23 protein-coding genes and 4 pseudogenes are annotated in these 16,554 nt (G+C 44.3%); 1 reads left to right on the top strand and 26 read right to left on the bottom strand.

Annotated elements, in window-relative coordinates:
- The first annotated feature begins 85 nt into the window (after nt 1–85).
- Entirely contained in the window at nt 86–463 is a 378-nt protein-coding gene (locus DWZ60_RS07245) for an ATP-binding protein (RefSeq protein ID WP_226906366.1), read from the top strand.
- 102 nt (nt 464–565) lie between these two features.
- Here DWZ60_RS07245 and DWZ60_RS07240 read toward each other — a convergent pair whose 3' ends face one another.
- The 26 genes and pseudogenes from DWZ60_RS07240 to DWZ60_RS07120 form a co-directional block, all read right to left on the bottom strand.
- On the bottom strand, nt 566–982 hold the full coding sequence (locus DWZ60_RS07240; RefSeq protein WP_147397731.1) for a response regulator: 417 nt from the start codon (nt 980–982) through the stop codon (nt 566–568).
- Between the two features lie 113 nt (nt 983–1,095).
- Nucleotides 1,096–1,737: a sensor histidine kinase gene (locus DWZ60_RS07235; protein WP_119221434.1), complete on the bottom strand. Its 642-nt coding sequence runs from the start codon at nt 1,735–1,737 to the stop codon at nt 1,096–1,098.
- Nucleotides 1,734–2,759, bottom strand: coding sequence for a hypothetical protein (locus DWZ60_RS07230; RefSeq protein ID WP_119221433.1), 1,026 nt, complete (start codon nt 2,757–2,759; stop codon nt 1,734–1,736). Before DWZ60_RS07230 ends, DWZ60_RS07235 begins: the two co-directional genes overlap by 4 nt.
- 141 nt (nt 2,760–2,900) lie before the next feature.
- Nucleotides 2,901–3,182: a hypothetical protein gene (locus DWZ60_RS17485; protein WP_173815311.1), complete on the bottom strand. Its 282-nt coding sequence runs from the start codon at nt 3,180–3,182 to the stop codon at nt 2,901–2,903.
- A gap of 30 nt (nt 3,183–3,212) precedes the next feature.
- On the bottom strand, nt 3,213–3,671 hold the full coding sequence (locus DWZ60_RS07225; RefSeq protein ID WP_173815312.1) for a hypothetical protein: 459 nt from the start codon (nt 3,669–3,671) through the stop codon (nt 3,213–3,215).
- Entirely contained in the window at nt 3,668–4,084 is a 417-nt protein-coding gene (locus DWZ60_RS07220) for a glycoside hydrolase family 73 protein (RefSeq protein ID WP_117509298.1), read from the bottom strand. The genes DWZ60_RS07225 and DWZ60_RS07220 overlap by 4 nt, the downstream gene beginning before the upstream one ends.
- Entirely contained in the window at nt 4,081–4,497 is a 417-nt protein-coding gene (locus DWZ60_RS07215; RefSeq protein ID WP_055228659.1) for a phage holin family protein, read from the bottom strand. The genes DWZ60_RS07220 and DWZ60_RS07215 overlap by 4 nt, the downstream gene beginning before the upstream one ends.
- Nucleotides 4,494–4,832, bottom strand: coding sequence for a hypothetical protein (locus DWZ60_RS07210; RefSeq protein WP_055228658.1), 339 nt, complete (start codon nt 4,830–4,832; stop codon nt 4,494–4,496). The genes DWZ60_RS07215 and DWZ60_RS07210 overlap by 4 nt, the downstream gene beginning before the upstream one ends.
- Nucleotides 4,832–6,827, bottom strand: a pseudogene (locus DWZ60_RS07205) (hypothetical protein). Before DWZ60_RS07205 ends, DWZ60_RS07210 begins: the two are co-directional and overlap by 1 nt.
- A gap of 74 nt (nt 6,828–6,901) precedes the next feature.
- The gene (locus tag DWZ60_RS07200; protein ID WP_055228657.1) at nt 6,902–7,276 is read right to left on the bottom strand and encodes a hypothetical protein; all 375 of its coding nucleotides are present in this window, start codon (nt 7,274–7,276) and stop codon (nt 6,902–6,904) included.
- A gap of 44 nt (nt 7,277–7,320) precedes the next feature.
- On the bottom strand, nt 7,321–8,229 hold the full coding sequence (locus DWZ60_RS07195) for a radical SAM mobile pair protein B (RefSeq protein WP_055228656.1): 909 nt from the start codon (nt 8,227–8,229) through the stop codon (nt 7,321–7,323).
- Nucleotides 8,217–8,906, bottom strand: a complete 690-nt coding sequence (locus DWZ60_RS07190) for a radical SAM mobile pair protein A (RefSeq protein ID WP_055228655.1) — start codon at nt 8,904–8,906, stop codon at nt 8,217–8,219. The genes DWZ60_RS07195 and DWZ60_RS07190 overlap by 13 nt, the downstream gene beginning before the upstream one ends.
- Nucleotides 8,903–9,340: a radical SAM mobile pair system MarR family transcriptional regulator gene (locus tag DWZ60_RS07185; protein ID WP_007884694.1), complete on the bottom strand. Its 438-nt coding sequence runs from the start codon at nt 9,338–9,340 to the stop codon at nt 8,903–8,905. The genes DWZ60_RS07190 and DWZ60_RS07185 overlap by 4 nt, the downstream gene beginning before the upstream one ends.
- 118 nt (nt 9,341–9,458) lie before the next feature.
- Nucleotides 9,459–10,064, bottom strand: coding sequence for a TetR/AcrR family transcriptional regulator (locus DWZ60_RS07180; protein ID WP_055228654.1), 606 nt, complete (start codon nt 10,062–10,064; stop codon nt 9,459–9,461).
- A gap of 28 nt (nt 10,065–10,092) precedes the next feature.
- The gene (locus DWZ60_RS07175; RefSeq protein WP_013274291.1) at nt 10,093–10,446 is read right to left on the bottom strand and encodes a hypothetical protein; all 354 of its coding nucleotides are present in this window, start codon (nt 10,444–10,446) and stop codon (nt 10,093–10,095) included.
- A gap of 133 nt (nt 10,447–10,579) precedes the next feature.
- A pseudogene (locus tag DWZ60_RS20690) lies at nt 10,580–10,942 on the bottom strand (hypothetical protein).
- Between the two features lie 160 nt (nt 10,943–11,102).
- A pseudogene (locus DWZ60_RS21145) lies at nt 11,103–11,237 on the bottom strand (phage tail tape measure protein); the annotation flags it as partial.
- 146 nt (nt 11,238–11,383) lie between these two features.
- Nucleotides 11,384–11,764 carry a DUF4825 domain-containing protein gene (locus tag DWZ60_RS07160; protein WP_119221431.1) on the bottom strand — a complete coding sequence of 127 codons (381 nt, stop codon included), beginning with the start codon at nt 11,762–11,764 and terminating at the stop codon, nt 11,384–11,386.
- A 17-nt stretch (nt 11,765–11,781) separates the two neighbouring features.
- Complete coding sequence (locus DWZ60_RS07155) at nt 11,782–11,973, bottom strand: DUF6019 family protein (protein ID WP_119221430.1); 192 nt, start codon at nt 11,971–11,973, stop codon at nt 11,782–11,784.
- 63 nt (nt 11,974–12,036) lie between these two features.
- The gene (locus DWZ60_RS07150) at nt 12,037–12,420 is read right to left on the bottom strand and encodes a DUF2116 family Zn-ribbon domain-containing protein (protein WP_119221429.1); all 384 of its coding nucleotides are present in this window, start codon (nt 12,418–12,420) and stop codon (nt 12,037–12,039) included.
- 113 nt (nt 12,421–12,533) lie between these two features.
- Nucleotides 12,534–13,544 carry a helix-turn-helix domain-containing protein gene (locus DWZ60_RS07145; protein ID WP_117509301.1) on the bottom strand — a complete coding sequence of 337 codons (1,011 nt, stop codon included), beginning with the start codon at nt 13,542–13,544 and terminating at the stop codon, nt 12,534–12,536.
- Nucleotides 13,545–13,693: 149 nt separating this feature from the next.
- Complete coding sequence (locus DWZ60_RS07140; protein WP_117509428.1) at nt 13,694–13,882, bottom strand: hypothetical protein; 189 nt, start codon at nt 13,880–13,882, stop codon at nt 13,694–13,696.
- Between the two features lie 316 nt (nt 13,883–14,198).
- Entirely contained in the window at nt 14,199–14,546 is a 348-nt protein-coding gene (locus DWZ60_RS07135; RefSeq protein WP_243037996.1) for a ParB N-terminal domain-containing protein, read from the bottom strand.
- On the bottom strand, nt 14,536–15,321 hold the full coding sequence (locus DWZ60_RS07130; protein ID WP_119221428.1) for a ParA family protein: 786 nt from the start codon (nt 15,319–15,321) through the stop codon (nt 14,536–14,538). Before DWZ60_RS07130 ends, DWZ60_RS07135 begins: the two co-directional genes overlap by 11 nt.
- 14 nt (nt 15,322–15,335) lie before the next feature.
- Nucleotides 15,336–15,656, bottom strand: coding sequence for a SymE family type I addiction module toxin (locus DWZ60_RS07125; RefSeq protein ID WP_117509302.1), 321 nt, complete (start codon nt 15,654–15,656; stop codon nt 15,336–15,338).
- Nucleotides 15,657–15,778: 122 nt separating this feature from the next.
- Nucleotides 15,779–16,554 (bottom strand): annotated as a pseudogene (locus tag DWZ60_RS07120) (recombinase family protein); the annotation flags it as partial.

Genomic DNA, 16,554 nt, shown 5'->3' with positions numbered 1-16,554 from the left:
TTCTTTATCCAGATACGCCAGTCTTTCGCGGATAGTATCTGTCAGCTGTTTCATAGCTTCTTCATAGCTTCTGATATTCCTCGATGTGCCCTCCTTACTGGTTCCGGCTAACAGATTCTCTTTAAAAGAATATCCCCACACTTTAAAAGATGAGATTAATCTGTGCCTTGTATTTTCCAATCTGTTGGAAAATGCCATCCAGGCAAGTGTGAAAACAGATCAGGCCCGCAGGAAGATTAATGTGGAGGTTTATCCCCACCATAATCATCTGCTTCTGATTCATGTGGAGAATACTTTCGATGGTAAAATACGGCAAGAAAACAATATTTTCCAATCCTCCAAACGTTCCGGAAACGGCATAGGAATCGAATCCGTACGCCACATTACCGACAAAAACGGCGGTATCTGTGACTTTACCTATAAAGATGGTATTTTCTCTGCAAAAATAATGCTCCGGATATGAGCATGTTTTTACCATTTTAATTTGCTGTACCTGTCCCAAGCTTCTTCAAAGGAATAAAAAAACAGACCATATAGCAGCTCTATACGCTCTGTCTTTTTATTCCTACAAATCTTCGTGCAGTTTTACATTGCTATTATCTGCCATGCATTTTTTTAAAGCAACAATCATTTTTTCTGCATCAAGCGGTTTTGCAAGATGGACATTCATTCCTGCCATCCGGCTGTTGATAATGTCTTCTGCAAAGGAATTGGCGGACATTGCAATGATCGGAACCCTCCTGGCATCCCTTCTTTTCATTTCCCTGATTGTCCTTGCCGCATCCAGTCCATTCATCCTCGGCATCATAATATCCATATAAATTACCCCGAAATAATCCGGTGCAGATTTCTTAAAAATTTCAACTGCTTCCTGACCGTCTACTGCACATGTAACTTCCATACCGCTGTCTTCCAGTATACATCTGGCAATCTCCATGTTCAGCTCATTGTCTTCCACAACCAATGCCCGTATGCCTTCCACTGAATAATCATCAAGGCTTACTGGCTTATCTGATAAATTACTGTTTTTATCCTGTGTGTCAATTTTGAACGGTATTTTTACAATAACTGTAGTACCAACACCAACTTCGCTCTTCAGTTCAATACTTCCATCCTGTCCACAAGCTGTTTCGTAATTGCAAGCCCCAGTCCGGTGCCTTCATACCTGGATCTGCTTGTCTTGCTTTCCTGAGAGAACATATCAAAAGCATGTGCAATAAAATCTTCACTCATACCCACACCCTGGTCTTTACAGTAGAACGTAAAAAATGCTCTGCCATCATCCAGAGTTTCTTCCTTAACCCAGACCGTAATCACACTGCCCGCCTGACTGAATTTTATGGCATTGTCCATGACATTCGACAGGATCCTGCCAAGATATACCGGATTTCCAATCAGAGCGCTGTGGCTGTATGTACTATTTTTCCAGTCAACCTCATACCGGATGCCTTTCTTTGCAGCCCGCTCATCATAAATCTGGTTCAGTTCACGCAGTACCATTGTCAGATCAAACAAAATCTGCTGGTCCTTCAACTCTCCGCTCTGTAGTTTATTCATATCCAGCACATCATTTACCAGAGACACCAGATATTTCAGGGCTTCCATTGCCTTTTCTCTGATCTTCTGCTGCATCTGTGGATCATCTGCGTACTGATTTCCCATATTTACCATACCGATAATACCGTTCAGTGGTGTGCGGATATCATGACTCATAGTTGCCAGAAACCTTGTTTTCATTTCGGCTTCCCGCTTTGCTGCTTCCGCTGCAAAGTTAAGATCCTCTTCACGTCTTTTGGAATCGCTGATACTACGGACCGTACATAAAACATGGGTAACATTTCCAGACTGATCCCGTTTTTTACAGTAAAAAGCATCCTGTGCCAGCTGCCATCACACATCCTGTATTCTGTAGAAATACATTCTTCCGTCTTCAATCTGGCTGAAAGTGTAGAAACATCCAGAAATGGACGTATCAGCGGACGGTATTTCGGTGCAACCATGGTATCACAAAGCTGATACAGTTTCTCCGATGCACATCCTCTGTTTCCTGTCAGTTTGTGTATTTCACTGTCATTTGATACCTCTTCAAAAAAATCTTTCTGAACATCAATCCTGTAAATAGAACAGTAACTCTTGGCAATTGCCGAAATTATTTCATTACTCAGCCGTGTCTCGTCCAGTGCCTGCTTTAATTGATTCTGGATGGTAGTTTCTTTTTCCATAATATCATCGATATGCCGGAAACCCACCAGTGCGAAAAAATGTTTCTCATCCTGGTATATTTTGACTGCCTGTGCCTCAAAAAATTCATGCTGATTCGGATTCGGTTTGCTTCTGTAATGATAGGTAATGCGCTCCTTCCTGGAAAGCTGTTCCTTCAGATGCCCCGTCGAAATCCACTCCTTAAATTCCTGTCTTTCTTTCCCATACAGATACTGGACCGCATATTGGTCAGCAGCATAATTGAAATTATCACACTGTTTCAGATTCATTTTTTTTGCATTGGTTCCGTCGTTTATATGCAGAATCTCAAAGAAACCGATATTTAATTCGACATAATAGACAGCAGTAAAGTCTGAACATATTTTGTCCAAAAGCCGTCGTTCTGCCATCTGTTCTTCCAGCATACGTTTCAGTTTTCTGTTCCTCATATGTACCATTACAGTCAGGATAAGAAGCAGAGCGATCAGCACGGCTATAAAAGCCAACGCAGCCACAGACTGCAGTTGTTTCGGAAATATATATTTCATTTCTGTCATAACAAAATCCTCTCTCTATGTTTCCTGTCCGCTTTTCCCATGCATCTGGAAGGCTCCTGATTGCTGCGGCTGTCTCATAATCATTCATGACAGGCATTTGACCTTCTCAACTCTTCGCTTATGGTCTGCTTAATCTTTTTATCATCCAACGGCTTTGCAAGATGTGCGTTCATTCCTGCTTCCATACACTTTACTTTTCACCAGCTCATTCACCTTCGCCTGCACTGCCGGATAATCATACCCTGCAGCCTGCAGTCTCTTCTTTCTGTCCTCGCCGTTCCCCCACTTTCCGGCAATCACTTCCTTCGCCACAGCTTCCACACTTTTCTTTCCTGTACCAGGATTCCCGCCGGTTCCTTTCACAGCCTTCTCATACTGCGGAGCCGCATATCCGCGGATATATCCCCATCCCAGGGGGATCACCCTTCTGTCAACCTTTTCACCCGGTTACCTTCAATAGCAGTAATCATTCCCACCGGAAACCTCCTCCACAAAACCGATATAGTCACTGTACCCGTCATTCGGCTGTGTGGCCTTGTCCCAGTTATACACAATCACATAACCTGGCTCCGGCATAATGGTTCCGTCTTCGATCCAGATCCCCATCTCCCTGAAGATCTTCACGTGTTCCTCCACGCCGCACTCCCTGCCGATCAGCTCACTGCATCCTGCCCTGATCCCTGCAGCAGACACACAGGTATCACACCATTCATCCGAATGCTGCACCGCATATCCTCTGGGAAGCGGCTTCACACTATTATACAAGTCAATAATCTCCCTAAACTTTCCATTGGCCTCACTGAATCCCAGCCATCCCCTCATCACATCCAGAACACTCTCAGCAGTCTTTGCCATAGCCTCACATCCCCCTTCATCAAATCTTGTCAGTTCATACTGACGGATCACCTTCATGCAGTCTTCCACATAGGAAAAAGAAGTGGCATACCCGTCGGCACGGATGGTTTCCAGATACTCCTGCGGATCCCCCTCAGGTTCCGGTACCGTTCCAGCTGGATAAACTCAAAATACCCCTTTACGCCCTCTTCCATGGAATCAAACACCCGGAAATTATCACGGATGGAAGTCAGCGTCCCTTCCCTGTATTCTTCCTGTGTACGCATATTTACAGACCTGCCAGTCCATCTTGTGCCACATTTCAGTCCAAAATAGTTATAGTACTGACTGGTCAGCCGGCTCTCGCCCCATCCGGAGTCCAGAACCGCCTGTGAGATCACCGCAGAATGGCACAGGATTCCATACTGCCCGGCATACTTTTTCACATATCCCGCAATGTCCGCGATAAACTTTTCCCTTGCAATCCTCATTCCCCATCCCCCTTTTCACTTCTGTCATGCAGCTGTTCCAGCACCTCTTTCACCTTCTGCGGAATCGGCAGCCCCAGATGCCCTGCATTCTCCAGCAGACTCACACCCTCATTGGAAATATAGAAAAAGATCACCGCTGTCCTCAGCACGGATCCGTTCCCGATCACAGCCACATCCAGAATATTTGCCATTCCCACCAGCAGAAAGATCAGCACCTTCCTGCAGATCCCCCGGAAGCCCACTTCACTGGAAAGCGTATGGTCCGCAAAAGCACACATCACCCCGGTCAGGTAATCAATCACCACAAAAGCGACCAGTGCATACAGAAGCCCGTCACAGCCTCCCATAAACCAACCCAGCCATCCGCCTACAGCCATAAAAACCATCTGAATAAAGTTCCAAAATTCCTTCATGCCAGAATCCTCCTCCCATGAAAAAAGCAGCTCCCATTTCTGAGAACTGCCGTAAGCAGGTTCTTCCCCTGCTCGTAAATATGATCCGCCTTTTCTTCCAGCACTGCCGGAAACAGCAGGATCCCGCCGATCATGTTCGGGCAGATGGGAAGCAGCGTCCCGTTCCACAAAACAGAATTGTCATACTCCCCGCTGGCTTTCAGATAAATCCCCATGGGATTCAGCCCCAGAATATTATTCACTGCCTCCGTGATCATGTTCGTCTCCTGAACTGTCTCCACCGCACCCGTATTCGTATCGGTCAGTTCAATGACCATTTCACCTTTCAACTTCATCACACACCCTCCATTTCTACCGGCCTGCAGAAACCGCTGATTCCCGCTCTCTCAGCAAAATACACTTCAAATCCTCTGTTCACCGTCTCCTTCATCTGCATGGACAGCGATTCCCGGAAACCATTCACATCCAGTCCTCCGCCAATGGCAAATCTCGTGTATAATCCTCCACCTCAAGCTTTCCGTCCCAGGCTTCCCCAACCGCCATTGCCTGTCCGCTGACAGAAGCAATGCAGTCTCCCACATCAACCGTACCGCTGCCATACTCCATCCAGAGATACACATTGAATGTATTCGTATAATTGGCAACGATCTTCTCAATTGGATAATACAGCGACAAAATATGTTTCCCGGAATGCCAGGTCTCCACCGGACAATGCTCCACAATCTCCTCATTATTAAATTCAAAGACCACATGGCAGACCGCCTGTCCGTCCTCCTGCCACTTCACCGGCAGGCTCACATCCACAGAAACCTCCGAACCACTCCCGGTTCCGGATCCGGAATCCGAGCCACCAGCGACATCATCCGTACTCCCTGTATTCTCATTCCCAGAAGTATTTCCAACTTCATTCCCTGCCGCATCATTTTCAGAACTTCCTGCATCCGATGTCTCCCCGGTTCCATCAGAACCACCCGTACCACTTCCAGTTCCACTGCCGCTTCCGCCCGGAAATGGAATCACCACAGTCCCGGAAGCCTCCGCAGACCGTTCCACCGGATCCGCAGCCACATCCACAACAACCTGCGCAAAAAACTGCATGTGGTTTTCCTCAGAAGAAGCAAACTGGATACTGATCAGCTTCACCTTCGTCTGCCCGATCTCATGCGCGGAAGCATTGGTAAACGTATGGATCCCGATCTTCCCGGTCTTCGCATTGTCTTCAATCTGATTCAGCAGTCCCGAAATATTCTTGTCATTCCTTGACTTCGCCTGATCCAGCCTCGGGTTCTTCCCCACACATTTCAGGCTCTGCTTTCCCCCGATTTTCTGTCTGATGGAAGTGATACAGGTGATCTGTCCCTCATCCGCCTGTCCTCCCGCAAATGTCAGCACATCCCCTGGATCCAGGACAGGGTTCCCGATGGTATCCGAATCAAACGGCACATACCGGATCACAGACAGATCTGCCAGGATATTCCTGCACAGCATCTCCCTAGTCTCCTTTAACCCAAACTGCAGAAGCGGGTTCACACCCAGGTTCATGGTCAGCCCATTATCCGGATCCAGAGCATAATACTCTGCAATCTGCGTCTGCTTGTTGGTGGAACTCACTGCCGTGTATCTGGTAATAAAATCCGAAAAGCTGGAAGAAAACCGGTGTCTCTGCTCCACCTTCATCACAGGATCCTTCCCGTACTTTCTCAGTTCCAGCTTTCCCTCCCTGTTAATAATAAAGAAACCTCCCAGAACCTGTGCCACATAAAACAGCACATCCCGGCAGGTCTCAATATCATTTTCAGTATAAACAGAAAGCGTCACCCCGCCATTCGGCATGGCATCAATCTCCGCCCTCTTATTCGCAAACTCCACTTTACACCGCTTACAGCACAAAGCAATAAAATCATAAGCAGTCCCCACAGTCTCAAACCCGTTGAAACTCTTATCAAACCGCAGCATAAAATCATAGGCTTTCAGTTCCAGGCACTTTGCCAGACGGTTCGCCTCACTGACCTCAAAAACTCCCATCGGCACATCTTCCACCGAATCATCCGCCAGCACCAGATGAAACACCAGCGTCACCTGAGCATCCTCCAGCGTATACCTGTCAATGTCACTCAGAAGCGTGATCCCCATCTCCGCCGCATACACCGTCCCCAGTTCAATTTCCGTGCTTCCACAGCACTGCCTGGAAATATACCCGGAACCCTTCACAATCTCCTTCGCCCCGACTCATACGTCATTCCGCCTCTGGTAACGATCGTACCCGTCCAGTAATATTTTCTTGTATTGCTCTTCACAGCTCTCAGAAACCCATCCGATACCGGATACATCCCGCCACCTCCATTTCCCCACGAAAAAAGCACCAGCCAACCAGGTGACCGATGCCTTCGTAAATATAATCATTCTATCTGTTATAAGTCCAATGTTTCAGGTACCATTCATGCAGTTCTTCTGTTGTTTTACAGCAGTCTGCAATCTCTTTTCCCTGTGATATCCACTGACACGTTTCCCTGCTGAATGTATCAACATCCAAAGCATGAAATTTATATGTTCCACCCCGTCTGTGCATCACTTCATCATCACACTGGAACTCAAAATAATCATCCCCGTCCAAAACAACCTTTCCAGTCAGGTTCCACACCCCGGACCACGGAGGACCATCATCCCCTGGAACACAGAAGGACAGTCTTCCATCTTCCAGAATAACAGGAGCCACCGCAATATTTTTCATCTGCGGCATATATGGCTGTTCAAACCAATACGCTTTCCTCTCATCCATTTCTCTTCATCTCCATGATAGCCACCTTCCCTGCAAACTTGAAGTTAGCGATTTCTTTTTCCGGTATTCTCTGTCCCACGGATTTCCTCATGATAGAAATAATCTACGATCACCGGATGTCCCTGCGGGACTCTGCCATAAGGCATTTCATTATCCACAAAGGCACAATCATACTTCTTAGCCATTTTCTCAGCTTTTACTTCAAGTGCTTCAAAGTAGCTGCGGTTATGCTTGTTATAGATCTCGTCGTAAAGTGGTACAAGATCAGGATATTTTCCGGCGATATAATCCATAATTGTCTTTTTGAAACCGCCTCGAAGATTGAGATTTTCGAGCCAGAACAGATCGCATTGATCCTTTACCCGCTCAAAGATTGCTTCAAAATCCGTGATACTGGGGAATACCGGGGATACGAAACAGACTGTACGGATACCTGCTTCATATACCTGCTTCATAGCAGAGATACGGCGCTCAATGCTCGAAGCAGAATCCATATCGTTCTTGAAATTTTCATCTAGTGTGTTGATCGACCATGAAACGGTTACATGTCCAAGCTTCTTCAGCAGATCAATATCCCGTACCACAAGATCCGACTTTGTGCAGATCAGAATATCTGCGTCACTGCCGATCAGCTGCTCCAGAAGTTTTCTGGTATTCCCGAATTGCTCCTCCTGTGGATTGTAGCCATCTGTCACAGAACCGATGACCACCCGCTGTCCGGCATATTTCTTCGGATTTTTAATTTCCGGCCAATGCTTCACATCAAGGAAAGTGCCCCATTCCTCCTTGTGCCCGGTAAAGCGCTTCATAAAAGAAGCATAGCAATACTTGCAGGCATGTGTACAGCCCACATAGGGATTGACCGAGTAACCGCCTACCGGCAGACTAGACTTAGTCATGATGTTCTTTGTTTCCACCTCACGAATGAGGATTCCATTTATTACTTCTTCCATGATTTCTGTACCTCTAACACTTTATTAAATTCTTCCGGCATTTCCTGAATCATATTTTCATCCCCTATGATAGGGACAAGGTCTTCCTTCATAAACACCGGAATGCCGAGTGCGTGTGCCTGATCCGTCAGAGACCATGCCCATTCCGGCTCCGTATGAATCTTCCTGCTCTGAGCCCCGGTCATAGTGCCGACAACGATCCAGTTGATTCTGGAAAGGTCAACTGTACCGGGATCGTCGAATAACGGTTCAAAGCTAACATGGTAATGCTTTGCTCTGATGTTTTTCCGAAGGGCGTCGATACGCCACCGTTCTGCTTTCCTCGTCACCGTAACGCCAAACCATGCATTTTCCAGATCGGTATCAAAATCCAGCAGATCAGGTCGCTTGGTAAGGAACAGGAACTGATGCTGTGGATTTTCACGGATCTTTGCAAATACCTCGTCTCTCCATTCCGGCTTCCATCCGGAGAGATCGCTCATCCCAGTAAGAAGAAAGTTCTGCGGACGTTTCTTTTCCATCATCTTGAGCTTACCCGGAAAGAATTCAGGGTCAGCGAAGTCATCAATCATATGCCAGCGTTTCACGTTGTTGCGGGCATAGCAATATGTACACCCCACTGTGCAGCCAATGACGATATTCATGTTCTGAATCTGATCTTTGATACAAATACTCATGACTTCTGCCACTCCTCAAGATTCTTTCTGATGCGGTCGAGACATTCCTCAAACCGGATAATTTCTTCCTCTGAAAAACCTTTGTAGTAAATACTGCCCATCTCATCAGATACAGAATCGTACTCGCCCTTTAAGGCATGTGCTTTCTCAGTCAGAAACAGGAGTGTTTTCCTTTTGTCCGTTTCAGACTGAACACGGCTTATCAGCCCTTGATTTTCCATTCTTTCCAGCATCGTAGTAAGAGATGTTATCGCTAATCCGCATTTAGTCGAGAGTGACCTGATTGAGATACCATCCTCCTGCCACAGCACATAAAGAATACGTCCCTGGGCTCCATTAAACGCATCAATATTCTTTTCACTGAGAATCTTCTCAAAAATCCGGTCTCCAAGCTGTTTTATTTTGGTGACAAGAAATCCTCCATTCATTTCCACACAAAAGCTCCTATATAGTAGTTTATTAAAAACATACTATATAGGAGCTTTATTGTCAAGAGTTTATATGTCTTAATAGATAAATTCCGTTTTTTTCAATTCTCCAAACTTGAAATTGTCAAACAGCGTTCGGTGTTTCGCTTTGTGGAATTTTTACACACTGCTGAATCAAACCTGTAACATACGTAATGGAATCGGTGCAGTCGTTCTTGAGCCATTCTGAGATAATTGCCATCAGTCCCCGAATATAAAAGGCCATGATATAAGGTCGATCTTGCTGTAGTACACCGTAGCGGTCGAGAATCGGCGTAAACACATGACGGAACATCCTATCATAGCTTTTATCCATCCCCAACACCGCCGCATTTTCTGTTGCTGTGCGGAACAGTCGCTTGTTATTCTTAATGTAGCTGAGGTAAGGTGTTAAATAATCCGGCGTAATTAGATATAATTCATCCCTCGGGCAATTCCGCAGCTTTGTAGAAAAGGCATCCGAATCTTTCTCCATAGAAGCAAGAAATTGCTCGTTCATACGACCGACACTCTCCGAGAGCAGGTCTGACATCGTTTCATAGTGCAGATAGAAGGTGGAACGATTGACCCCTGCTACTTCACAGATTTCTTTGATTGTAATATACTCAAAATCCTTTTTTGCCAGAAGGGTCAGAAAGGCTTCGTCCATTCTGGCTGCGGTAGCAAAATATCTGCTTTCCGATCTATTCAATCGTTCTCACCTTCTTTCGTGTTGTTGTTTACATCTCGCTGATTTCTTTTGCCAGTTCCATGATTTCAAAAGCGTATTTCTGCTTGCCCTGTGCCAGCAATTTTTTGTAGATGGGGTAATTAACGCCCATGCCCAGCAGCCCAATAATGCCGACAATCACGCCGAGGACAAACATAGTGGTGCTACCGCTGCCGATGACCTTCATGGAAAGGCACATTCCAACACCGGCTACCAGCGCAGTGATAATGCCGAAGGTATAGGTAAAAACGGTTGCGGGAAGCTTGGCTTTTGCATCCAGTTTGCGAAGAGCAATCACCTTGGAGGTGTCCTTGAGTGCATATTCGTTTGCGAGTTGTTCTGCATAGATTTTATCTGTATTCATGGCTTGTTGCTCCTTCATTTGATGGTTTTATTCTACCAGCAAAGAACGGGCAACGGAACAACACTGATGGCAGTTTGTGTTGAGTTCAAGAATTGTGCAAATTACGATTTGATGCTTCCAGTATACCATTTCCCTACATCTCCTTCAACGTAAAACTCACCGTCCACAGCCCCTTATAACTGGTGTCCTTTTTCAGCTTCGCCTTATACCCCGTCACATACATTTCCGCTGTTTTCATCCCCAGCGTCTCCACATCAAAATACTACACGCTGATCTTATCCTTCTTCGCATACCCCGCCAGCTTCTTCAACCACTTCGCCGTAACGGAAAACGACACCGGGATCCGCACCACACCATGCCGCACCACATCCCTCTGTGTTGTCCCTGCCTCTGTCTCACCGCTGGAATCCGCTTCCACATCCTCCAGCTCCACCTCATAAGAATCCGGAAGCGGCAGGTTCTCCCCGTCAAACACAAGATACTGAAAAAAAGCCATCCTATCTACCTCCGCTCCTCAGACTCATTCTCTGCTGTGCCGCCACAATACCGGCTGTCAGATCCGCACCGCCGGATGTTCCCGTACCGGTAATCACACCGCTGTCTGCCGCGGCCATCTGCGGCGAAATTACCATATCTGCCGCCACTCCCGTCACCGGAAGCAGCTTCTCCACATCCCTCAGCTGGCTCTGCGTATTCCGGATTTCTGTATTAACCCCCTTTAAGGCGGTCTGCAATTTCGTGGTATCGCCGCCAATCTCGACAGTGATCCCCTGGATTCTGTTCCCTGCCATGCGGCTCCCCCATAAATCTCATAAAAAAAGGCTTAAAAATACCCGGAGCACTCCGGGCACAAAAAAAGCACCTGCCATTCCTGACAAATGCTTTCCATATCATCTCTTATTCAATCAATAGAACTGAAAGTTGAAGAATACTCTTTCTACCTTTCATACGATGCAATGATTTCTTTGCTGTCTGCTATTCTATACTCAAGTGTTCCCAAATTACCAATCAAGTTAAATGTCATATCTGCATTGACCTGCAATTCATCTTCAATCCTAGATGCAGACGGCTCATCTTTTAGAAAAACTGTTAATCCATAAGGCTCTGTTTCAGACTGTATCTCTATACTGTCATATGAGTATCCCTCCGGATACTCTTGACCGCTTACAATATTTATAACATTCGAAGAATCTCCTACATAATCTGTCTTATACTGCGACAGGTTAGGAATTTCGTACAGTTTTTCTTTTTTCCCGCACGCCGAAATCAACATTATTGATACCGTAACCAACATAATTGCAAGTACTTTTTTCTTCATAACCCCCCTGAAAACTTTTATTTATCTTCTAACTCAAATCCAAGTTCTTTCAGTTCTTTTTCGTTTCTGACATCTTCATCCGTTTTCTTTCCAGTGATAGCACTGTAGGCTTCTTTGATACTATTTTTCACTGCCCATTTGATAACGAAATACAGTGCGATCAAAATAACAATTGCAGTTCCTCCACTTATGCCTAATTCATTCCACATAATCATTAACTCCTCCGATTTCGTGATTTTCAATTTATTTTCAATTTTACAGGCTGGGATTTATCATTGAATAAACCACATCCATACTCCAACTACTATAAGCAATATACCCGATATTCTTCCTGCAAATTTCGACTTTTTATATCCTAGAAAATTTATTGTTTCGGGAGTTGTAAATGGCAATAAAACAACATCCATACCCATTACTATAATTCCAATTCCTATTATGAAGACATTATTGTTAGAAATAATGCCTATTATGAAGACATTATTGTTAGAAATAATGCCATAAAACATAACTAAGAAACCCAAAATAATACCTAATATAAAATACTTGATTTTATGGCTGTCCTTATCCACCATCTTTTCATAACAATTTTCACATTTACTGTTACAAAATTCAAAATTGCCATTTAGTTTTTTACCACAATATTTGCATTTTTTCATACTGTTTCCTCGGTAATCCTCAAAAATTCATTCAACAGCTCACGATTTCCTCAATTCTCCAAACTTGAATTTCTGGATGAGTATAATATGCGGAAAATAAACTTAACTCCATCTTAAATATAGTGCTGAGTTTCACTGCCACTCTTTAACACCATTTTCGCCACACCAAGCAATGCTGCAAACAAAACACCTGCAACCGGCCATACAATCCATGTAATATCCCAGCTCATCGTCCAGAAGCTCCATGCAAGGTAAATCGCTGTAGTCAAGCACCAATATACACCAGAAAACGTGTCAGTCTTTTTCTTAAACAGTTTTTCTTCTTTTGTATATTCCCCTTCCTGAAGAAGGGTATCGTAACTGCTTTTTACCATCCCAACACGAACCAACAGATTCACTCCTATTGCAAGTATGAATAGCAGTAATCCAACGGAAAGACCACAGTAATAGTCGGACGCTTCCATAGATTCGGCAATAATTGTCGGAATCACTGCCAGTATACAAAGCACTACCCCAACAGCCGTTCCTCTGATAAAAATTGGTTCATAGGAATCTTTTTTTTCTCGTACCATTCCAGATACACCATACTCTGTTTCAAAGCATTCTTTTTCAAAATGTTCCATATGTGATTCACTCATTCCATATGTAATAAACAAAAAGACGGCTGCCGCAACCATTCCAAGCAAAAAAACACATCCAAATACTGTTGCCAGAGATTCCGAAACATGAAATACGCTATCTTCTGCCATTGTCACAAGAACAATCAATAATATTGGACTTAAGATACACATACTTGTTGCGTTTGCCACTACTTTGGATCCATTTCTTTTCATGTCAAGAAATTCATTTGCATTCTCCATAGTTACTTTTTTCAACGGTTCTGCATAGCTTTCAGTACTTTCGTGATAGGTGATATTTTCTGCTTTCATTTCATCTTTTAATAGGTAATCTGTACTAACACCAAAAAGCTCCGACATCTGTAAAATTCTTTGCAAATCTGGAACAGCTCCTGCACTTTCCCACTTAGATACTGCCTGTCTGGATACGCCCAACTGATTGGCTAGTTCTTCCTGTGACCATCCATTCTTTTTTCTTTCCTCTGTAATCTTATCAGCTAAAATCATTTTTTCCTCCTTTTGCAGATTTTATGAGCTAAATATAACAGTTTTGCTGTTTGCATTCCACCATTTCAGGCTGTAAATCTGTCAACCAGCAGTTGCAAATCACAAAAGGACTCTATGAATCCCGATTTTCCAGCAATACAAGCAGAAAATTATTTATCATCTGTATTGTTTTCCTTTTTCTTATGAGTCGAACCCAAGCAAAGAAACGAAGAACCAAGACATAACCATACTATAGCCATAGAATTTTCATTTCCACTCGTAAAGTCTATAGCTGAGGCTACGAGAAACAGAACTGATGCAATATAAAATAAGATTGATTTATTTATTCCTTTTTTCATAAATAAGAATCTCCTCCAAATCCCGACTTTGATAAACCCATTATACCCTTTCTGAAACATCCTGTCACCACATTTCATCAGATCAGAACCTGTCAAAATCCTCCTGCGTGGCAACCTGTCTCCATCCCTTATACTCATCGTTCCTGCTTTCCACAAACATATCATTCACCATCCCGATAGTCAGCAGATCCAGATCCCGGATGGAAATCCCCAGCTGCACACACCGGAGAAGAAACAGGGGAGTTGTCCTTTCACGGTCTGTTGCATGAAGTTTTTTTTAGCCTCCACATCCGTCCTGATGTTCATCCCCCACAATTCAATCAGCTTCGGCAAAACCTGATAAATACTGAATCGCAGGTATCTCTGTCAATCCTGCTATCTTTGCCGCATTGGTTCTGTTATGCCCTGCAAGCATCTCATAGCCCCTTGCAGCTTTCCTCACAATCACCGGATTCAGCACACCATGATCCCTGATGCTCTGTACCATATCTTCCAGGCGTTCTCCCTCATACAGCCGGAACGGATGATCCTGAAACGGATGTATTTCCTCAACCGGAATAGAAACAATCCCGTTCACAGGCACTGGCGTATTCTTCACCGGATCCTCAGCAAGAAGATCCAGTGCGTCCTGAAATACTTTTCTTTTTGGTGCATTAGCTTTCATCCCCAACCACCTCCTCTGCCAGATTCCGGTATGCTTTACAAGCCTTATTCTCCGGTGCATACTCCCGAAGCGGCTCACTGTAATAAATTGATTCTCCCACCTTTACTGTGTTTGGTATGATACTCTTAAAAATCCGGATCTGTCCATCAAAAGTATCCGTCAGCTGTTCTGTGATTACCTTACAGAGATTTGTTCTGGCATCACACATAGTCAGCAGGATCCCTGCAATCTGCAGGCGGTCATTCAGTCTGCTTCTGACTTTCTTCACTGTCCGGATAAAATCCTGCAATCCCATCATTGCCAAAAGCTGCGGATTGACGGCAATAATCACCTCATCAGCCGCCGTCAATGCGTTAATCGTCAATGTTCCGAGCGATGGACAGGTGTCTACAATAATATAGTCATACAGCCCTCTCAGCGGCTCCAGAATACCAGTCAGCATCTTCTCTGAACCCATCTCCATCCGCAGCTTACTGTCCACTGCTGAAAGCATCATGGATGATGGAATAAAGTCCACACCATTTCTACTCTGTATAAACTCTGACGGATCCGGCATTTCCTCATCTTCCAGCCGATTCATCATCAGATGTCCAATCGTCACCGGCACAGCCGCAGGATCTTCTACTCCGAAGCAGGTTGTCAGATTTGCCTGGCTGTCAAAATCAACAACCAGAACCCTTTTTCCCATCTCAGCCAGTGAATACGCCAAATTCCAGGAGCTGGCAGTTTTGCCAACTCCCCCTTTAAATGATCCACACATTATAATCCTTGCCATACATTCTCCCCCTCTCATGCTTTCTTTCCATAACAGCCTGCACTCTGCTCTGCCACATATTTTGCAGTAATTTCTTCTTTTTCATTCTGGTATCTGATTATCAGTTTCTTAATCTCCTCATCCATAAATGCGGTCTTCGCTTCCTGCTCCTGTGCTTTATCCACATCCGGCGTGATAATCAGCTGACCATTTTCACATTTCACCTGCACATAATCCCCAAGATGAAATCCCAGTTCTTCCAGCCACTTTCCTTTTAATGTAATTGCCGGAACTGTCTCATATTTATAACCGCTCTGTCCACAAACCTTCATATTCCTTACATTTTTCTTTGCCATAGAATTGACTCCTTTCAGATTTGACTAATAGATTTTCAGATAAAAAGAAAAAGCCGCTGACACGTTATCTTCTAACGCATCAACAGCTTCTATCCTGCTTTAATTCAGTGTATTATTCGATTTTATTTAGGCTCTTTACCATCTTTAATACGATAGTAATCATCCATATCCACGCTGAGTTTTACCGTGGCATCTGGTTTTCGTTTGCTCAAGAGGCACACGGTCTCCACAGTACTTTCATTGTCCCAACAAAGTTCCTGTGTTTCCCTGTCTCCAAAATACACCGGAAAACGGAACTTTATGTGCTTCAGGAATCTGCCATCTGGCTGCTCCTGCTCGTAAATGTCCACCTGTTCTACAAAACTGTTAAGAAATTCTTTCTTCTCCAGGTCGGTGAACTTATCATATAGTTTATCAAAATATAAAAGAAATTGATAGACGTTTTCTTCTGATATTTTCTGTTGCTGAATATTCAGCAGGCGGTTCTTGACTTCTTCTATACTGTTCTCCACGCCTTCAATTTCATCATACAGACGGTATAACCTTGTCTCCATATCCTGATATTTCTTTTCATAAAATTTATCCATGATGTCCAGGCTATCCATCTGCTGTCCAAGTCTTGCTTTTGCTCCGGTCAGCTGCCTGTACTGTTTTTCCAGTCTTTCAATCTCTTTTTCTATTTCTTCTGTATCTATTCTTGAACCAATTTTATTCAGAATTGCTTCTTCAAATTTCGGATTCTTCACCAGTTTCCGGATAACTTCTTCTACTGCATTGTTAATCTTCTCTTCGCTCCATTGTTTACGATATCCACATTTATGACCGTCTACCAGGCGACGATGTTTGCAGGCATAATAGAAATAATCCTTATATAAGGTTCCGTCTTTCTTTTTCTTTC

Source organism: Blautia sp. AF34-10, assembly GCF_003477865.1.
Classification (GTDB): Bacteria; Bacillota; Clostridia; order Lachnospirales; family Lachnospiraceae; genus Fusicatenibacter; species Fusicatenibacter saccharivorans.
The sequence above is the reverse complement of the archived record's forward strand: the minus strand, read 5'-3'. Positions and strand labels throughout refer to the sequence as shown.